Here is a 17,305-nt window from a genome sequence, read left to right as displayed (position 1 = left end):
CTACAGCAACATTCCCGCCTGCTGTTTCTTCGTACTCACGATGTCTATTGCATTAGGATCGATAAATTGTTTGCGTTCATAGGCGTCGATGGCATACCTTCCTATCATGGCTGCGTTGTCCGAACAGTATTGGAGGGGGGCGACGTGCAGGGTCTTCCCAAATTCCCGGCAGAGACCTTCGTAAGCATCTCTCAGGTACTGGTTGGCCGAAGCACCTCCCACGATGGCAAAATCTTTGATGGGCTCTTTGGCAAAGATCTTTTTGCTTTTTTGCAGCAGATGCAGCTTGACTGCTTTCTGAAAGGAAGCGGAGAGGTCTGCTTTGTCCTGTTCTGTCATCTTCTCTGCCCCTCCAAGTTTTTCTACGACAAGCCGTACGGCATTCTTCAATCCAGAGAGGGAAAAGGCTATAAGCGGTGAATTACGCAGGGGTACGGGCAGGTTAAAGCGGCTTTCATCCCCTTTGATCGCGAGTGCCTCAATGAGCGGCCCTCCGGGATAACCAAGACCCATCATTTTGGCACATTTGTCAAAACTTTCGCCTACGGAATCATCCATACTGCTTGCAAGTATTTCCATATGTCCAAAATCTTTAACCCGAATTATTTGTGTATGTCCGCCGGAGATCAAGAGTACCAAAAGAGGGAAACGTGTTTCTTTCTCTATGAAGAGCGAATAGATATGCCCTTTAAGATGATGAACGGGGATCAGAGGGATATCTTCCAGCACCGCCAGTGTTTTGGCCATGGCGATCCCCTCAAGGAGTGTCACGCCCAGCCCGGGCTGATTGGTGACCGCGACCGCCTTGAGCTCTCCGAACCATGGTTTTGTCTCTGCAAGTATCCTGGGCAGGGTTACCGCATGCAGCCTTGAAGCCAGCTCCGGTACCACACCGCCGTAACAGGAGTGCTCCGCTTCCTGGGAAATCTTTTTGTGGTAAACGATCTTTTGGGTGGCGATCTCGGTGACGGCGATAGAACTGTCGTCGCAGCTGGACTCTATGCTTAAAATCAACTATCATCCTTTATGTTTGAAACGATCACTGTTTTTTCTCCATCACCAATTGTTCTATCAGCGGCCATTTACCGTATCCGCTGTCTGCGTTGATATGACCTGCCTTTTCGATAACGGTTAGAGGGATATCGTAATGCTTCGCGATCCGGGAAGCTTCTTTAACCGAGATCCAGGGGTCATTGTCTGAAACGATCATCTGTACCTTCTTGGCATGAAGGGTGTCCGGCAGGGGACAGGGAAAAAACGTTTTGATGGTACTCTCGGTTGTTGTCAGACTTGGAGGAGAGACCATGAAAAGCCTTTCCACCGTTGCCATCTCTTCTTCGCAGAGCCAGAACCAGAGGGTGTTGGCCAGAGAATGGCAGACCACAGTGTCGGGTTTGAAATCTTCAAGAACAGCTTTCGCCTGTTTTATCCAGCGGTTCCTGCTGGGGAAATGACAGTTGTCCAGCAGAGGGAAACTGACCGTTCCGTAATTCTTTGCCGTTTCGCAGGCAAGTTCCGCCTGCCAGTGCGGTGCATCCGAACCGCCCCAGCCATGGAGGATAAGGATTTTCATAGAGGTACCTTCTTTAACTGTAGTGCTATCCCTTGTGGGTACCCATAAAGGGCACCCCTACATAGATTTGAATGAACCAACATATGCTCTTACCTCTTTATCAATTTTAATAATTTCATCTATGTTTGCTGCTCTGACATCTCCAAATTTCTCATAGGCATCCAAAACCATATCGCTCATTCCGAAAAAGGAGCATCGCTCTTCCTGGAACGCCTGGATGGCGACTTCGTTGGCAGCGTTGACCACGACGCCAAGATGCGGGTTCTGAAGGATATGCTCTTTGATGTTCCAGATGGGGTAGCGGTCGGCCTCTATGGGCAGGAATTCCATTGTCCCGATACCGAGAAGGTCTGTAGGTGGGAGTATTTCGTCCGTTATTTCGCCCTTGAGAGCGAACGCAATGGGCAGTTTCATGTCCACCCCTGCAAAGTGGGCGGTTGTGGATCCGTCTACAAATTCGACGAGTGCATGGATCATCGATCTTTTTTCAATCACAGCATCAATATTTGAAGTGCCAAAGAGCCATTTGGCTTCAAGCAGCTCGAAGAGTTTGTTGGTCATCGTCGCCGAGTCGATAGTGATCTTGTTCCCCATCGACCAGTTGGGATGCTTGAGGGCATCAGAGAATGTCGCCTCTTTCATTTTGCCGAGTTCCCAGTCCCTGAAAGCACCTCCGCTTGCCGTAATGTAGAGTTTGGAGAAGGGGCGTTCGTTCATCAGGTACCATAGGCCGAAATGCTCCGAATCGATGGGTGTGATGAATGACATGTCAATAAACTCCCCGGCCACGACAAGTGATTCCTTATTTGCCAGAGCAACGCGTTTTCCCAGCGAAACAGCCTTGCGTGTCGGTGCCAGGCCGGCATAACCGACAAGGGCATTGACTATCGTGGTGCTTTGTGTACTTTCTATGAGTTCCAGTATGCCTTCGCTTCCGCAGAGTACGTGGGGATGCCTGACCCTCTTTCTGTCAGCTTCGTTGGCAATGGCGACACGTTTGGGTTTATGTTCAGCGATCTGCTGATTGAGCAGGTCAATGTTGGTCCCTGCGACGAGAGCTTCAATGGCAATGTTGTAGCGTTTGGCGACAATGAGAGTATTGACCCCGATAGAGCCGGTGGAACCGAGAATAACGATGGACATAGCTTATAAAAATGCTCTTAGGGCAATGACCATCATAGGCGCACCGAAAAGGTAGCCGTCGATCCTGTCGAGTATGCCGCCGTGTCCGGGAAGCAGGTCTCCCGAGTCTTTTACCCCGGCTTCACGTTTGAGGTAGGACTCGAAAAGATCACCGAAAACAGAGGCGATCGAGGTCAGCAGTGTCACGGCAAAGGCGATCCAGAGCGGAGCAACATAAAGTCCTATGTAGGTACCCACGGCCGTAGCGACAAGTATGCCGCCGATGACACCTTCAAGCGTTTTGTTCGGAGACGTGTCGGAAAATTTCGTTTTCCCTATGGCCTTGCCGGTAAAGAAGGCTCCTACATCTGTGAGGGCGACCGTTACCAGCAGCCAGAACATGGAAGAGATGCCGAAATCTTCATAGAGGATAAGGAAAAAGAAAATACCGCTGACCGGATAGAGAAAAGGCAGAATGAGCCGTTTGTCGAAGTTGTGGAGATACGCAATAGATGCGCCAAAAATGATGGCGACAAAGTAGAATAGGTCATCCGGATTGGGGTAGACGTAAGCGAACAGCCATAGCAGTACCGCCCAGAAATATGCAGCGGGCCCTACCAGTTTGAACAGTTTCATCGCTTCGTAAAAGGCGAAGATGTAGATGGCTCCCAAAAAAAGCCACATGACAAAAAAACTGTCTATCCAGCCAATGAATCCAACCAGAGCAAGCAGCCCGATCCCTGTAAGCCAGCGTTCCTGATAGTCTGTAAAAATCCGTGTCATATCCTGTCCTGTAGTATATTAGCAATGATTATAGCACGACTTCGATTAGAAGCCTCTATAATGCTATTAAGTTATGCACTATGGGGATGCGACTTTAGTCGCATATCAGCGACTAAAGTCGCTGTTCCAAAACCTTAGTTTATATTCTGATCTCCACGCCCTCTTTGAGTACCGCGACGGTTTGGTATTTGTCATATTCGACATGGGAGCCCTCCTGGACCTTGACGAACTTTCGTTTGGTGTAGTCCACCAGATAGTTTCCCGGCTGGTCGGTCGAGAAATCCACACAGAGTTTGGCGGCAGCCTGAAGTACGGAGTCGGGGAGGTTCTGTTTGTCGGTACGGATGATGACATGGGAACCGGGGATCTCTCTCGTGTGCATCCAGATATCATTCGCTTTGGCCTTTCTGAGCAGTGCCTGGTTCTCTTTGCTGTTGCGTCCGACCATGACCTTGTAATCTTCTATCCAGAAGAGTTCCCCCTCTTTGAGTTTTTCTTTCTTGCGCTGTGATTTCCCGCGCCTGGGGACCAGAAGTTCAAGTTCGTAGGGCTCTCTGGCCTGTTCGAGAGCATAATGGATATTTTCGTAAAAGGCTTTTTTGCTCTCCAGGTTCTCTTTTTCGATATGGATGTTCTTCGCCTTACTCTTGGCGCGTTTGGAAAGGTTGAAGAAGTAGTCGCTCATACGGTTCACTTTGATGTTTTTGGGAAGGGGGATCGTGATCTCCTTGCCTTCGAAATCATAGGTTTTCAGTTTTGTGTCATAGGGTTTGATCTGGTAGAGGTTGGCAAGAATGAGGTTGCCGTACGCTTTCTGCTTCTTCTCCTCCTCTGCCAGTTTCTTCTCGTCAGGAAGTTTTGCCAGCAGCTGCGAGAGTTTTTTGATCTTCTTGGAGACGGAAGAGAGTTTCTGCTTTTTCATCTCCTCAAGACGTTTCTGCTGCATGACATGGTAGCGTTCTTCCAAAACGGCATCGATGTCCGTAGGGTGCTGTGCCCTCACGGCACCTTCTTGATTATTTTTATTATCCAAGGTGTTGTCCGGAGACAACACCCTACGAGGAATGGGCAGCAGTTCCACCCCCGGACGGACTACTCTGAAGGAACTCTCCGCATCGATATGCCTGAGGGCTTCGATGATCACTTCATTTTCGTCCAGAAGAATGGCATTGGTATTTTTCCCGGTAAATTCAAGCTGCAGGCAGATGATCTTGTCTTTGTATGAGCTTTTCGGAGCGATAGTAAAACGCAGCATGCGGTCACCGTTGGGTACTTCGACTTTCAGAAGTCTGCTTCCGCTGAGCAGGGAGTGGAGCAGGGTGTCAAAAGGGGCATTGTAGCCCTGGAGAGGACGCTGGCTGGGAGCTTTGTAAATGAAACTGTGGCCACGGGTCATATTGAAAAAGTAACTGTCTGATTTGTCAAATACGAGTTCGAGTGTATTGTCTTCGATGCGTCTTGCACGGGAGAGATAGCTGAAATCGCTCAGACGTTCGGCAATGGCTTTGAGTTCATAGAGTTTCATTAAAAAAGGTCTCCTTTTAAAGGAGCAAAGCCCCTTTAGAATTCCTCTCACTTTTAACGCTAAATCGTAATGCAGGAAATCACTAAATGATTTCTCGTAAAAGCGTTGCCGTGGCGAGAAGGAATTGTAAAATTAAACCCATGCCAAATGGGTATATGTGGGTGCAATTCTACCATAAATATATTTCGCTATAATTCGCGTAATTGAATGATTATAAAGTTAAGGAAAATCCTATGGGACAAACAATTACAGAAAAGATCTTTTCAGAGCATGCCGGGAAAGAAGTTCATGCAGGAGAGATCGTAAGAGTGCCGATCGATATGACGATCGGCAATGACATTACGACACCCATTTCCATTAAGGCATTTGAGGAAAGCGGTGCAGAAAAACTTGCCAACCCGGATGGCTTTGCCATTGTGATGGATCACTATATTCCCGCAAAAGACATCGCGTCTGCAAATCAGGCAAAAATATCACGAGAGTTTGCCTACAAGCATGACCTGAAATACTTTTTTGATGAGAAAGATATGGGGATAGAGCATGCCCTGCTTCCCGAAAAAGGGCTGGTCATTCCCGGTGATGTCATCATCGGTGCAGACTCGCATACCTGTACACATGGAGCACTTGGTGCTTTTTCAACAGGGATGGGTTCGACAGATATTTCCTTCTCTATTATCACCGGCGGCAACTGGTTTAAAGTGCCGGAGACGATCAAGGTAAATCTTGTGGGTAAACCGGGTGAGCATATTTACGGAAAAGACATCATTTTGGAGCTTATTCGTATTTTGGGTGTGGACGGTGCCTTGTATAAAGCCATTGAGTTTACAGGAGACGGTGTAGCACATCTTGGTATGGCAGACAGGTTTTCTATGTGCAACATGGCCATTGAAGCGGGTGCCAAAAATGGTATTTTTGCTGTGGATGCTGTTTCTCGACAGTATCTTGAAGAGAGAAAAGAAGCCAATGGCGGCTTACGGTCTGAACCGAAAATACACTATTCGGATGACGATGCTGTTTACTGTCAGGAGATCACTATCGACATGGCAAACCTTTCACCGGTAATCGCCTACCCTTTCCTCCCGTCGAACGGCAAGCCGGTAGAGCAGGCCGTAGAAGATGACTTGAAGATCGATCAGGTGATGATCGGCTCCTGTACCAACGGTCGTATTGAAGACTTGCGTATTGCTGCTGAGATTATGAAGGGGCAGAAAGTGGCTAAACATACACGTATGATCGTCACTCCTGCCACACAGAAAATCTTTCTTCAGGCACAGCATGAAGGTTTGATGGATATCCTCATCGAAGCGGGGGCCGTGGTTTCCAACCCGACCTGCGGGGCCTGCCTTGGCGGCTATATGGGGATTCTGGGAGACGGTGAACGCTGTGTTGCCACGACCAACCGTAACTTCGTGGGACGTATGGGTGCGAGAACCTCCGAGATCTACCTGGCCAACTCGGCCGTGGCCGCGGCAAGTGCCATCGCCGGGAAGATTGTCGACCCGAGAGATATCTAATATGCTATAATGATACAAAGAGAGGAGCAGAAGATGTTAAGTAAAGATAAAATTCTGGAAACACTTCATGCCTACAAAGAGATGCATAAAGAACAATATGGCATAGAACAGATAGGTCTTTTTGGCTCATATGCAAAAGACAGGGCTACAGAAGAGAGTGACGTCGATGTCTTTATCTCTCTCAGGCATTCCAATCTTTTTCTTCTCTCGCGTATCCGCATAGAGCTGGAAGAGCTTTTGGGTATTTCTACAGATATTGTTCAGATACGGGAGAGAATGAACACTTACCTCAAAAAACAAATAGAGCAAGAGGCTATAAGTGCATAATGATCCTTTGGTCAAAGAGATTTTTCTTCAAATAAACAATGCCATCGCTACCATAGCGTATCGTTTTGAGCCAATTGTAGGCGAATTATGAAAAAATTCAGCTATACCTTCAAGGTAACCAAAGAAGACATTGACTTCAACGGTCACGTCAACAACGTTACCTACCTCTCCTGGATGATCGATGCTGCAACGAAGCATTCCCAGGCTGTCGGTTCCGGCTATGAAAAGTGTCTGGAACTGGGCGGAACCTGGGTGGCGAAATCCCACGCTATCGAATACAAAAAACCTGCTTTTGAGAACGATGAACTGCAGATGAAGACTTGGATAGAAGAGATCGGGAAGATCATGTCGACCCGTCGCTATGAGATTACACGTCCAGATGACGGTGCGGTTATTTTGGAAGGAAAAACAGAATGGGTTTTTGTAAATGCTAAAAATATGAGACCTATGAAGATTCCAGAAGGGGTTATTAAGGGGTTTAAAAATGCTTAAAGTGGAACATTTAAGTTTTCTCTCAAATAATACAAACCTTAAACCAGAAAACCCCGTAAATAAGGGCTTTAAACTTTTGGATTAAGGTTCACCAAAATGGATCTAACCTTAAAGTGCCGTGTTTTAGGGCTTTGGTGGTTTACATAATGGGCATTCTATCAAGAAAATAAACCACTTACTCTAATCAAAACCATTAAAGCTTAAAACCCTGCATTTGGATCGAACCCGAATCCTCCCCCTCCAAAATCCGGTGTACCGAAACTCTGTGTGGCAAAGGAGGGGTCGGCATGCCCGTGCTTGACCGACTCGCCTCTGAGCATCGTAATGTCCATTTTCGGGTCGATGCCTTTGGGGCAGACTGCCGTACATTCTCCGCATAGGGTACAATCCCACACGCCGTTTGTCTGGATAGTGTCTATGATGCTTTTGGCATCGCCTTCACGTCCGTCTTCGGTGTAGCGGAAGGCACGGGTCAGGGCAAAGGGCCCCAAAAACTCAGGGTTGACGGCAAAGACCGGGCAGGCGGAGTAGCAGGCATCACAGAGTATGCAGTCTGTCTGTTTCTCTGTACGTTTCTCATCTTGATGTGATAGGGAGGCTTCCCTGAACTCCTGCAGCCATGTGGTACCTTGTTTGAGGGTGGCCATGGCACGCTCTTTGTCCACTTTCAGGTCACGCAGGACCGGATGGTACTGCAACGGTTCGATGACATCACCCGGCTTGACCTTGTAGGAGCAGGCAAGTTCCTCTCTGCCGTTCACCCGTACCGCACAGGTACCGCAGACAGATGCACGGCATCCCGCGGAAAAGGTCAGGGTGGCATCCAGTGTCTCTTTAATGTAAACGAGTGCACTCAGAAGGGGTATCTCTCCCGCAGGAAGCCTGTAGTTCTGATGGGTGTTGGTTTCGGAACGAAAGATACTTATTTGCATAGGGACTCCTGATTCTTTTGTAGGGTGCTGTCCACCACCCTTTGGTAGATTGTTTGATCGGTGCTGTCGGGGGACAGCACCCTACGCGGCGGTAAAAAAGTGATCATCATACCTCCTTCTTCCATTGCATCACAAGATGTTTCTTGAACGCATCATTCTCTTCTTCAAACCCGATTTTGTAGTGGGCCCCGCGGCTTTCATCACGGGCAATGGCCGCTGAAATGACGGCAGGTGCCAGAAGCAGGGCACTTTTGAATTCGAGGAATTCGATGAGGTTCTGGTTGTTGCTTCTGCTTTTGTCGCTGATGCCCATTCTCTTTTGGGCTACCTGCATGGCGATGACCTCTTCAAGCGCTTCATTCAGCTGTACATTGTTCCTGACGATACCCACTTTCTCATAGAAGAGTTCACCAAGCATTTCTCTATAGGTGTAAAAACTCTCACTGCTCTCCTGTGTGAAAAGCGATTCGATTTCTGCTTCGTCTCTTTTCCGCTGTGAATCGTCTGCCGGTTTGGAACTGGCATAGAGCGCATGTTTGGAAGCATTCTCGCCGGCAAAGCGCCCAAAAGCGGTAATTTCAAGCAGAGAGTTCCCCCCAAGGCGGTTTGCCCCGTGTACTTTGGCATTGGAACATTCTCCTGCGGCAAAACATCCTTTGATACCATTCACTTCCAGTGCATAATCGACATCGATCCCGCCCATAGAATAGTGCGCGACCGGTTTAATGGGAATGAGCTCGCGTGAAGGGTCAACATGCTCGTGCATTTTGCATAATTCGACTTCCTGGGGAAGCAGTTCCATCAGTTTCTTTTCTCCGAGATGTCGTACATCAAGGAAAACCCTCCTGCCTTCTTTCATTTGTGCGAATATCGCCCGTGCCACTTCGTCGCGCGGCTTGAGCTCATCGATAAAACGTTCACCGTCCTCATTGAGCAGGTATCCGCCTTCCCCTCTTGCACTCTCTGAAATGAGTATACAGGAGTGCTTGAGCGCGGTAGGGTGAAACTGTATGAACTCCATATCGCTGAGTGCACCGCCGGCCCGTAATACCGCAGCGATCCCATCACCGGTAGCACCGTACATGTTGGTGGTGAAACCGTGGTAAATACTGCCGTAGCCTCCCGTCGCCATGACAACGGATTTGGCATCGATTTGCCTGACCCTGCCGGTACGTATGTTGAGGAAAGTGGCACCTTTGGCGGTCTGGTCGGGAGTCAGACCCCCGTCAACGATGAGGTTCAGCAGATAGTGCTCATCTATAAATTTAATCCCTTCTTTCAGGCAGGTATCGTAAAGGGTGTGCAGGATCTTCAGTCCGGTATAATCCTGGGCATAGCAGGCACGTTTGGCCGATGCGCCGCCCATCTGTCTCTGTGCAATGGTTTTGATACCCTGTGTATCGCTATTCAGTCGGGAGAAAGGTACACCGATGCTCTCCAGCCACTCTACGGTCCGGGGTGCGTCCCCGCACATCTGCCGTACCATATCTTCATCGCAGAGTCCATGGGCGGACTTGACGGTGTCCTGTATATGCAGGGCGATATGGTCCTCTTCTACGTTGCCGAGTGCGGCATTCATGCCTCCCTGCGCCATGGAAGTCTGTGAATTCGTCGGGTACATCTTCCCTGCGACCAGTACGGAAGCACCTGCCTCTTTGGCGGCAAGCGCGGCAGAAAGTCCTGCCCCTCCGGAACCTATGATAAGTACATCAATCATCTATTAACCCTTGTTTAAATATGTTTCAATATTGCTGACAATACCTGCTAAAAGCTTACGCCGTGCTTCAATACTGCTCCATGCAATATGCGGTGTGATCAGCAGACGCTCTTTGTGTACTACGCCGTTCAGTCTGTTGTCGGGATCGAACGGTTCTTTCTCCAGTACGTCCAGGCCTGCGTAAATCTCTCTTCTGTCCAGTTCATATGCCAGGTCTGTTTCATTGATGATCCCTCCCCGGCCAAGGTTGAGAAGGATCGCTTTGTCTCTGAGAAGCGGCAGGTTTGTTTCGTTGACAAGTGCATAGGTTTTGTCGTTGAGCGGGGCATGTATGGAAATAATATCACTGGTGGAGAGCAGGACATCAAGCGGCTGGTTCAGGTAGGGATGTTCTGTGTTCTGCCCGCTGGTCGAGTAGTACCCTACATGTGCGCCAAAAGCCGTTGCGACCCTGGCAACCTCCTGTCCGATACTGCCCATTCCGATGATACCCCATTTTTTGCCGGAGAGCTCATGAAAAGGACGTGAAACATCGGTAAAGAGGCCGGACATACTCCACAGGCCGCTTTGTACGACATGATGATAATAATCCATATGCTCAAGGAGGTAGAAAAGCATGGCAAAAGTGTGCTGGACAACCGACTGTGTGGAGTATCCTGCAACATTTTTGACTGCGATATTTAGTTTTTTGGCCCCATCAAGGTCGACATTGTTCGTGCCGGTTGCAGCGATGCAGATGAGTTCCAGAGAGGGGCACTGCCGCATCGTTTCTTCTGTGAGTACCACTTTGTTGCTGATGACGATATCGGCATTCTGAATGCGGGAAAGTGTTTCATCTGCGGTAGTGGTGGTGTAGGCGGTTACCTCTCCGAACTGTTCGAGTACGCTGAGGTCAAGATCTCTTCCTAAGGTTTCAGTGTCCAGTATAACGATCTGTTTTGGCATGCCTATTCTCCTTGTAATGTCATGATAATGGTTCTGCTTCTGGCATTGTCCCTGTGTTCAAAAAGGTAAATGCCCTGCCAGGTTCCGAGCAACAGTCTTCCGTTCCCTACGGGAATGGTAAGAGAAGTGCCAAGCAGCATATTTTTCAAATGGGACGGCATATCGTCGGCACCTTCATAGGTATGGCGGAATTTCGGATATGTTTCGGGGACAAGGTCGTTGAGGAAATGCTCTGCGTCACTGCGTACACTCGGGTCCGCATTTTCGCTGAGGCATAAACTGGCCGAGGTATGCTGTAAAAAAAGATGGACAAGCCCTGCCTGAACGGACCCGTCGAGCAGATCGTCTATCTTTTGGGTGATAAGGTGCATCCCCCTGCCTGAAGGCGGAAGGGTGAGTGCATACTGTTTAGTGGTCATCGATCTGTGAAACGATCTGTGCAGCTCTGGTTTTGGCTCTTTCCACATCGCTGTCAAGGACAAGACTGACGGCCATACGTCTTCCCACATGGGATTCCGGCTTGCCGAAAACCCTGACAAAGCTGTTTTGGCTAAAGGCATCATCCGGAATATCAAGCACCGGCTTGTGACTTTCATTTTTTGCTTTGTAAGCACCGCAGGCACCGGCACCGTAGAAAGTGAAGTCAAGCGGAAGGCCGAGTACGGCCCTGACATGCAGGGCAAATTCGCTCTGGCTCTGTGTGATCAGTGTCACCATTCCTGTATCGTGCGGGCGGGGTGAAAGTTCGGAGAAGTAGACCTCGTCATCTTTAACGAAGAATTCCACACCGAAGATACCGCGGCCACCGAGACCGTCTGTGACCGCTTTGGCGATCTCCTGTGCTTTTTTGAGTGCTGAGGGAGTCATCTGCATAGGCTGCCAGGAAAGAATGAAATCACCGTCTTTCTGTACGTGTCCTATGGGTTCACAGAAGACGGTTCCCGTTTCGTTGCGTATGGTTAAAAGTGTGATCTCGTAATCAAAAGGAACGAACTCTTCCACGATCAGTTCGCTGGCATCTCCTCTGGCTTCCTTGGCGATCTCCCAGGATTTCTCTATGTCGTCCGGTGTCCGGGCGATACTCTGTCCGTGTCCGGAAGAACTCATTACCGGCTTGACAACACAGGGAAAACCGATGCGTTCCGCTGCCGCTTCCAAGCCTTCCAGGGTAGTGACGAATTCATAGCCGCTGGTTTTAAGACAGAGTTCTTCCGCCGCAAAGACACGAATGTTTTTGCGGTTCATCGTTTTATTGACCGCTTCTGCATTGGGGATCACGCGGTACCCTCTTTTTTCTGCTTCAAAAAGTGCAGAGATTGAAATGGCTTCTACTTCGGGAAGAATGTACGTCGGCTGTTCTTTTTCAATAATTTCAATGACCGAGGCTTCATCCTGCATATCAATAGCATAAGAACGGTTGGCAACGAGATGGGCCGGTGCATTCTCATATTTGTCGACAGTGACGACTTCGATACCGAGCCTCTGGGCTTCGATGGTCACTTCTTTACCCAGTTCACCCGAACCAAGCAGCATGATCTTGATGGAGTCTTTTTGGAGAGGGGCTGTAAATGTCATAGGAAAACCTTTTGAAAAATAATTGGGTTTATTTTAGCGAAAAGTTAGATAAGATGTAATGAGTTGTGAAATGTTTTATGCGGTTTGTGTTAAAAAGCAGTAGTGAGTGACAGAGCCGAAGCTCTGCCGAAGACCGGTTACAGTCTGGACTCGTATCTTCTAAGCATGAAGAGTTTCTTGAGGATCTTCTTGCGAGTTGCGATCTTCTCTTTCTTTCTCTTTTCAGTCTTAGTCTCGTAATGCTGTCTAGCTCTCGCTTCAGTTACGATAAGGTTTCTGTCACTTTGTCTTTTGAATTTTCTGTAAGCATCATCAAAAGAGTCACGTGGAGTCAGTTTAATTCCTGGCATCGAAAAGCACCCCCTCTCTTATTGTAAATTCTCCTTGCACCGGAACCAAGTCCCGTTACAATTCCTCTCACTGAAGCTTCGCCGATCCGGCTCAGAATGTTCTTCGTGTAGAGTGAGTCAATAAATATGAAGCGGATTATATCGAAATAAATTTATGGTAAGATAAAAAAAGAAAACCTTAGTGGAGGAATCAGCAATGCAGAAAGTATTTAACTCTTGTTACGCGTTGGACAAGCGCTGTTATGAACAGTATGGACTGACGGAAGATATTTTGATGGAACATGCGGCGGAAGGTATGGCCGCTTACATTAAAAGGCATTTTGAAAAGGGTGCTTCCGTGCTGATCGTTTCAGGTGCGGGGAACAACGGAGCGGACGGTATCGCTCTTGGACGCCAGCTTTACGGTGCCTATGCTGTCACCTTGGCTTTGCCTTTTGCTGTCAAGTCCGAAATGGCAAAACTGCAGCTTCAAAGAGCAGAAGCCCTGGGACTGACGGTAACGAAGGAGCTGCGGGATGCCGATGTGATCGTCGATGCCATTTTCGGGGCAGGGCTGAATAGGGCGATGGATGAAAAGACACAGAAAACAGTGCATAAAATGAACAGCCTGAAAGGTTTCAAGATCGCCTGTGACATTCCGACCGGAGTAGATAAGAACGGCTTGCTGTCTCCTTTTGCTTTTCATGCAGATCTGACTGTGACCATGGGTGCACTGAAAGCATTGCTCTACGTAGATGAAAGCAAAGATGATATAGGTGAAGTGCTGCGTGTCGATCTTGGTGTGAGTTCCGAACACTATGAAGATGAGAGCAATACCTTTGTGCTTGAAGCTTCCGATATGAAACTGCCAACGAGAACAGTACGTGCTGCCCATAAAGGAGATTTTGGCCATGCAGGTATTTTCTGCGGAGAAAAAGAAGGTGCCGGGATTATTGCGGGTACCGCAGCCAGCAGATTCGGCGCAGGGCTGACAACACTGATAGTACATCAGAAGGTCACGCCTCCTCCATATCTTATGCATGCCACGGTCGTGCCGAAAAACTGTACGGCACTTGCCGTAGGTATGGGCCTGGGGAATCATTTTGAGGGTGAATTCCTTCAAGACTGTGTGGTGCAGAGCCATCTTCCCATTGTTTTGGATGCAGACAGTTTCTATTCGACAGTACTGTTGTCGATCCTGGAACAAAAAGAGAGGGAGATCGTCATTACGCCGCATCCCAAAGAATTCAGTGCGTTATGGGAGCGGCTGACGGGAGAAGTGTTAACGGTTTCCCAAATTCAGAGAGACCGTTTCGGCACCGTACAAAAATTCAATGCAAAGTACCCCCATGTCACGCTCCTTCTAAAAGGTGCCAATACGCTTGTCATGCAGGAGGAAAAATGCTATATCAATCCTCTTGGCAATGCAAAACTGAGCAAAGGAGGCAGCGGAGATGTACTCTCGGGTCTGATTGTTTCTCTGCTTGCCCAGGGTTATACCGGAGTAGATGCTGCCATACAGGCTTCCTTGGCACTGACGATCGCCTCAGAGAGATATCCGGGTGCTTCCTATGCAATGCTTCCGACAGATATTATGGCAGAAATAGAAAAACTTGAAGCGCTGTAGGGACGCTGTAACCGGGGATTGGATACAATAGCATCATGAAAAAAATAGCCGTACTGTTCAGCGGCAAAGGTTCGAACTTTGCCTATATTGTCAAAAAATAAAGGAAAATAAAGGGGACAAAAATAAAGGGGACAGGCTACTTTTTCTTTAACTTTTGCTATGGTGTTCCCCCCCCAAAGTAAAGGATGCAAAATGCTACGTATACCAAGAGGAGAGACAGCAGGAGGTGTTTACCATAGTGTCAATAGAGGAAATATGTGAATGCAAGTCTTTGATGATAGGGAAGATTATGAATATTTTCTTGAATTGCTTGAAAAAGCAAGTAAAAGAGAAAATGTAAAGATACATGCCTACTGCCGTATATCTAAAGAAGTAAATAGTCTAATCAGTAGACTGATGCAATGAGTGATGATTTCGCATGTACGTTACTATCATAAGAAAAATAAAACCTCAGGACATAGCTGGCAAGGAGGATATAATAAAAGCTTCATGGTAGAAAAAGAGGGTTACTATCTCGCACTTATTATGATATATAGAAGCCAATGCTTTAAGAGCAAAACGTGTAAAACATGCTCGAGACTGGGATTATGGTTCGTTGATAGAAAGAGAGTTACACATTATACGTAACTCAGTTAATAGACAGACTCCACTAGGTAATGAGAAGTGGCAAGTAGAAATTGCCATCAAATATGGTATGCTATTTATACTAAATCAGAGAGGAAGATCTAGGAAAGATGGATAAAAGTAGCCTGTTCCCATTATCCGGCATGAATGTTTTTTCACTAAGAAAGCATTTGAGAAAAGTAACATTTTTGCTCAATGGAATTTTCGGAAATTATTGTCGCACTGTCTGGTTAATCGGTGATGGTAGAAGCGGAACAACATGGGTGTCAAACCTGATCAACTGGGATAAACGATATCGTGAGCTGTTCGAACCGTTTCATCCGTGGAGACTGAGGCCACCTTTTCAAATGCATCATTATATTCGCTGCCATGATGAAAAGAATCCATTGGATTCGGTGATCGATAAGGTGTTCAGTGGACGGGTACTGGATGACCGGGTTAATGAGGATAATACAGGGTATTGGTATCGTGGACTGTTAGTGAAAGATATTTTTGCAACGCTGCTTGCAGCGAAAGTCAAACATGACCGGCCTGATATTAAAGTCGTTCTGCTGATACGCAATCCATTTGCTGTTGCATTGTCGAAATACCACAAGCGCGGTTGGCACTGGATGACAGAGCCCACAGCATTTTTGGAGAACAGAGAATTAGTCGAAGATCATCTGTCCCCTTTCGTGGCGATAATTGAAGCATGTGAAGACGATTATATATTGAAACAGATTCTGATATGGTCTATTGTCCACTATGTCTTTTTTCGGCAGTTTCAGGAAAAAGATGTTTATATTGTCTTTTATGAAGAGCTTTATATGCATCCAGAGACGGAGTTGAAAAACCTTTTCACCTTTTTGCAGGATGAGCCTGTGACGGAAATAGCTGACACCGTTATGCAGCAGCTAAAAAAGCTAAGCAAAGTGTCTGGTAAAACAAGTACTTTTATGCGTGGAATGTCGCCTATTGAGAGTTGGAAAAACGAGATACAGCCGGACGTACTGGAAAAAGGCCGTCACATTTTAGAAACGTTTGGTCTAGATGAACTTTATGATGCCAATGGCCTGCCACATTCCGAAATGCTTCGGATCCTGTTCGAAAAGCGTTGCCATGACCAATAATGAAATGACGATCGCGTTTTTGCTTTTGGCGCATCATCAGCCGGAACACACAGGACGTCTAGTTCGGATGCTGGATGATCCCCGCCACCATTTTTTCATCCATGTCGATAAACAGACTGACCTCAGTTGGTTTCGAAAAAAAGCAACTGTTAAAGGTGAAAACGTTCACTTTTTGACAGACAGGAATCGGTTCAAGATCAATTGGGGTGGCTTCAATATGCTTAAAGCGACATTGCGGCTGGTCGAAACGGCATGGCAATCTCCTCTGCAGTTCGGACGTTTTTGCCTGTTGAGCGGGTCGGATTATCTGTTAAAATCGCAAGCAGATATGCGTACTGCTTTGGCAGAAGATATTGAATACATACGTATTGACCGTATGCTTTCAGATCATCAAAGCGACACGCACTCGCATAATATAGAGCATTTTTTCTTTCCGGACAATCCTATATTGAAATCGTTTCGTCTTTCAGGAAGGTTCCATCGCAGGCCATATGACGGCATCGCTTTGTATCATGGTTCGCAGTGGTGGGCGCTCTCGCGTAGGGCCATAAGTTTTATATTGGATTTTCTTGAAAAAAATCCGGCATATACGCAGTTCCATCGTTATGTTAATTGCCCGGATGAGATTTTTTTTGCTTCTATGCTTAAAAGTACTCCTTTCGCCGATAGGATTTCACATGATTTTGAAGCCAGGCAACTGATGGATCCGACCCTGTTCGGTGCTCATTATATTGATTGGTGTTTATGTTCCAATGACGGAAGATCGCCAAAGATATTGACAGAAGATGATTATGAAAAACTTTACCGCTCTGAGGCATTGTTCGCACGAAAATTCGATGAAGAGTCATCAGCGATACTGCTTCAGAAAATCGACCGATGTTTGGGGAAGTACTGATAAAAAATACTCCTGCCATCTCTGTTGTCATACCAGTATACAATGTGGAAGCGCATGTTGCCGAGGCGATTGAAGATATTCTTTCGCATACATTTGCCAATATTCAGAAAGTACTTCTTCCCTATCGCACTTATCATAAGCAGGTTAGCTGGATACAAAAGGATGAACAGTTTTTCAACAATGTTGAATTGAAACGGGGATGTTAGAGTGGATGGG

Annotated in this window: 18 protein-coding genes; 7 read left to right on the top strand and 11 right to left on the bottom strand. The window is 47.3% G+C overall.

Translation table 11 applies throughout. The annotated features are described in order from the left end of the window. The 5 genes from tsaD to F8L24_RS05535 form a co-directional block, all read right to left on the bottom strand. On the bottom strand, positions 1 to 1,014 hold the full coding sequence (gene tsaD / locus F8L24_RS05555) for a tRNA (adenosine(37)-N6)-threonylcarbamoyltransferase complex transferase subunit TsaD (RefSeq protein ID WP_294952887.1): 1,014 nt from the start codon (positions 1,012 to 1,014) through the stop codon (positions 1 to 3). A 25-nt stretch (positions 1,015 to 1,039) separates the two neighbouring features. Next, positions 1,040 to 1,573 (bottom strand): alpha/beta hydrolase, encoded by a 534-nt coding sequence (locus F8L24_RS05550; RefSeq protein WP_294952884.1) that lies wholly within the window; start codon positions 1,571 to 1,573, stop codon positions 1,040 to 1,042. A gap of 57 nt (positions 1,574 to 1,630) precedes the next feature. Then, a complete protein-coding gene (gene dxr / locus F8L24_RS05545) occupies positions 1,631 to 2,716 on the bottom strand; it encodes a 1-deoxy-D-xylulose-5-phosphate reductoisomerase (RefSeq protein ID WP_294952881.1) in 1,086 nt (361 codons plus the stop codon). 3 nt (positions 2,717 to 2,719) lie between these two features. After that, positions 2,720 to 3,478, bottom strand: a complete 759-nt coding sequence (locus tag F8L24_RS05540; protein ID WP_294952878.1) for a phosphatidate cytidylyltransferase — start codon at positions 3,476 to 3,478, stop codon at positions 2,720 to 2,722. Positions 3,479 to 3,617: 139 nt separating this feature from the next. Continuing rightward, on the bottom strand, positions 3,618 to 5,003 hold the full coding sequence (locus F8L24_RS05535) for an NFACT RNA binding domain-containing protein (protein WP_294952876.1): 1,386 nt from the start codon (positions 5,001 to 5,003) through the stop codon (positions 3,618 to 3,620). A 233-nt stretch (positions 5,004 to 5,236) separates the two neighbouring features. On the opposite strand from F8L24_RS05535, the gene F8L24_RS05530 reads away from it, so the two are divergent. From F8L24_RS05530 to F8L24_RS05520, 3 genes are all read left to right on the top strand, one after another. Beyond that, complete coding sequence (locus tag F8L24_RS05530) at positions 5,237 to 6,517, top strand: 3-isopropylmalate dehydratase large subunit (RefSeq protein ID WP_294952872.1); 1,281 nt, start codon at positions 5,237 to 5,239, stop codon at positions 6,515 to 6,517. Between the two features lie 33 nt (positions 6,518 to 6,550). Continuing rightward, the gene (locus tag F8L24_RS05525; protein WP_294952869.1) at positions 6,551 to 6,844 is read left to right on the top strand and encodes a nucleotidyltransferase domain-containing protein; all 294 of its coding nucleotides are present in this window, start codon (positions 6,551 to 6,553) and stop codon (positions 6,842 to 6,844) included. A gap of 87 nt (positions 6,845 to 6,931) precedes the next feature. Beyond that, positions 6,932 to 7,336, top strand: coding sequence for an acyl-CoA thioesterase (locus tag F8L24_RS05520; RefSeq protein ID WP_294952866.1), 405 nt, complete (start codon positions 6,932 to 6,934; stop codon positions 7,334 to 7,336). 200 nt (positions 7,337 to 7,536) lie between these two features. Here F8L24_RS05520 and F8L24_RS05515 read toward each other — a convergent pair whose 3' ends face one another. The 6 genes from F8L24_RS05515 to rpsU all read right to left on the bottom strand — a co-directional run bounded on the left by F8L24_RS05515 (position 7,537) and on the right by rpsU (position 12,855). Beyond that, complete coding sequence (locus F8L24_RS05515; RefSeq protein WP_294952863.1) at positions 7,537 to 8,268, bottom strand: 2Fe-2S iron-sulfur cluster-binding protein; 732 nt, start codon at positions 8,266 to 8,268, stop codon at positions 7,537 to 7,539. 106 nt (positions 8,269 to 8,374) lie between these two features. Then, entirely contained in the window at positions 8,375 to 9,985 is a 1,611-nt protein-coding gene (locus tag F8L24_RS05510; protein WP_294952860.1) for an FAD-dependent oxidoreductase, read from the bottom strand. 3 nt (positions 9,986 to 9,988) lie between these two features. Further along, entirely contained in the window at positions 9,989 to 10,930 is a 942-nt protein-coding gene (locus tag F8L24_RS05505) for a D-2-hydroxyacid dehydrogenase (protein ID WP_294952857.1), read from the bottom strand. A 2-nt stretch (positions 10,931 to 10,932) separates the two neighbouring features. After that, positions 10,933 to 11,301, bottom strand: coding sequence for a secondary thiamine-phosphate synthase enzyme YjbQ (locus F8L24_RS05500; protein WP_294952854.1), 369 nt, complete (start codon positions 11,299 to 11,301; stop codon positions 10,933 to 10,935). Between the two features lie 37 nt (positions 11,302 to 11,338). Continuing rightward, positions 11,339 to 12,505: a formate-dependent phosphoribosylglycinamide formyltransferase gene (gene purT, locus F8L24_RS05495; protein ID WP_294952851.1), complete on the bottom strand. Its 1,167-nt coding sequence runs from the start codon at positions 12,503 to 12,505 to the stop codon at positions 11,339 to 11,341. A 137-nt stretch (positions 12,506 to 12,642) separates the two neighbouring features. Beyond that, on the bottom strand, positions 12,643 to 12,855 hold the full coding sequence (gene rpsU, locus F8L24_RS05490) for a 30S ribosomal protein S21 (RefSeq protein ID WP_011979849.1): 213 nt from the start codon (positions 12,853 to 12,855) through the stop codon (positions 12,643 to 12,645). Between the two features lie 196 nt (positions 12,856 to 13,051). Between rpsU and F8L24_RS05485 the strand changes: the two genes are divergently transcribed. The 4 genes from F8L24_RS05485 to F8L24_RS05470 all read left to right on the top strand — a co-directional run bounded on the left by F8L24_RS05485 (position 13,052) and on the right by F8L24_RS05470 (position 17,295). Then, positions 13,052 to 14,461: an NAD(P)H-hydrate dehydratase gene (locus F8L24_RS05485; protein ID WP_294952848.1), complete on the top strand. Its 1,410-nt coding sequence runs from the start codon at positions 13,052 to 13,054 to the stop codon at positions 14,459 to 14,461. A gap of 734 nt (positions 14,462 to 15,195) precedes the next feature. Then, positions 15,196 to 16,194, top strand: a complete 999-nt coding sequence (locus F8L24_RS05480; protein WP_294952845.1) for a sulfotransferase domain-containing protein — start codon at positions 15,196 to 15,198, stop codon at positions 16,192 to 16,194. Continuing rightward, positions 16,184 to 17,089 carry a beta-1,6-N-acetylglucosaminyltransferase gene (locus F8L24_RS05475; protein WP_294952842.1) on the top strand — a complete coding sequence of 302 codons (906 nt, stop codon included), beginning with the start codon at positions 16,184 to 16,186 and terminating at the stop codon, positions 17,087 to 17,089. The genes F8L24_RS05480 and F8L24_RS05475 overlap by 11 nt, the downstream gene beginning before the upstream one ends. Continuing rightward, complete coding sequence (locus tag F8L24_RS05470) at positions 17,071 to 17,295, top strand: hypothetical protein (protein ID WP_294952839.1); 225 nt, start codon at positions 17,071 to 17,073, stop codon at positions 17,293 to 17,295. The genes F8L24_RS05475 and F8L24_RS05470 overlap by 19 nt, the downstream gene beginning before the upstream one ends. Positions 17,296 to 17,305 lie beyond the last annotated feature (10 nt).

The sequence above is a fragment of the Sulfurovum sp. genome, from assembly GCF_015493435.1.
Classification (GTDB): Bacteria; Campylobacterota; Campylobacteria; order Campylobacterales; family Sulfurovaceae; genus Sulfurovum.
This window is presented reverse-complemented; position numbering and strand designations above follow the sequence as displayed.